The sequence below is a fragment of the Pseudoalteromonas sp. bablab_jr010 genome, assembly GCF_016464105.1.
GTDB lineage: Bacteria > Pseudomonadota > Gammaproteobacteria > Enterobacterales > Alteromonadaceae > Pseudoalteromonas > Pseudoalteromonas simplex.
Genome location: NZ_JACDWV010000060.1, coordinates 1 through 397, shown reverse-complemented (window position 1 = coordinate 397; position 397 = coordinate 1). Strand labels below are relative to the sequence as shown.

At 41.3% G+C, this 397-nt stretch carries 1 pseudogene; it reads left to right on the top strand.

Annotated elements, in window-relative coordinates:
- A pseudogene (locus tag JIG37_RS04025) lies at positions 1 to 397 on the top strand (IS110 family transposase); the annotation flags it as partial.

Here is a 397-nt window from a genome sequence, read left to right as displayed (position 1 = left end):
GTCAAAGCATTTAGAGTTGGCCAGAAAACAGATGCAAATGATGTTATTGCAATAGCTGCGGCTTCTTTCTCACCCAATGTTCGCCCGTGTAAATCACTGACACAAGCACAACAAAGCTTACAGTCGATAGAGCGAATGCGCGCCTTAGCTGAAAAGCAGAAACGACAGCTGGCTAATCAAATCAGAGGCTTGTTACTTGAATTTGGGATTGTAATCAAGCAATCAGAATGCGCGTTTAGGCAAGCTATCCCTGAGGTTCTAGAGGATAGCGATAATGGGTTAACCGCTGGTTTAAGGCAGTGTCTAGCTCAGTGCTATGAATTATTTAAAGCGCAATCAACATTAAAAGAAACATTAAATGAGTTACTGACAGGTTTAGTAAAACAAGATGAGCAAT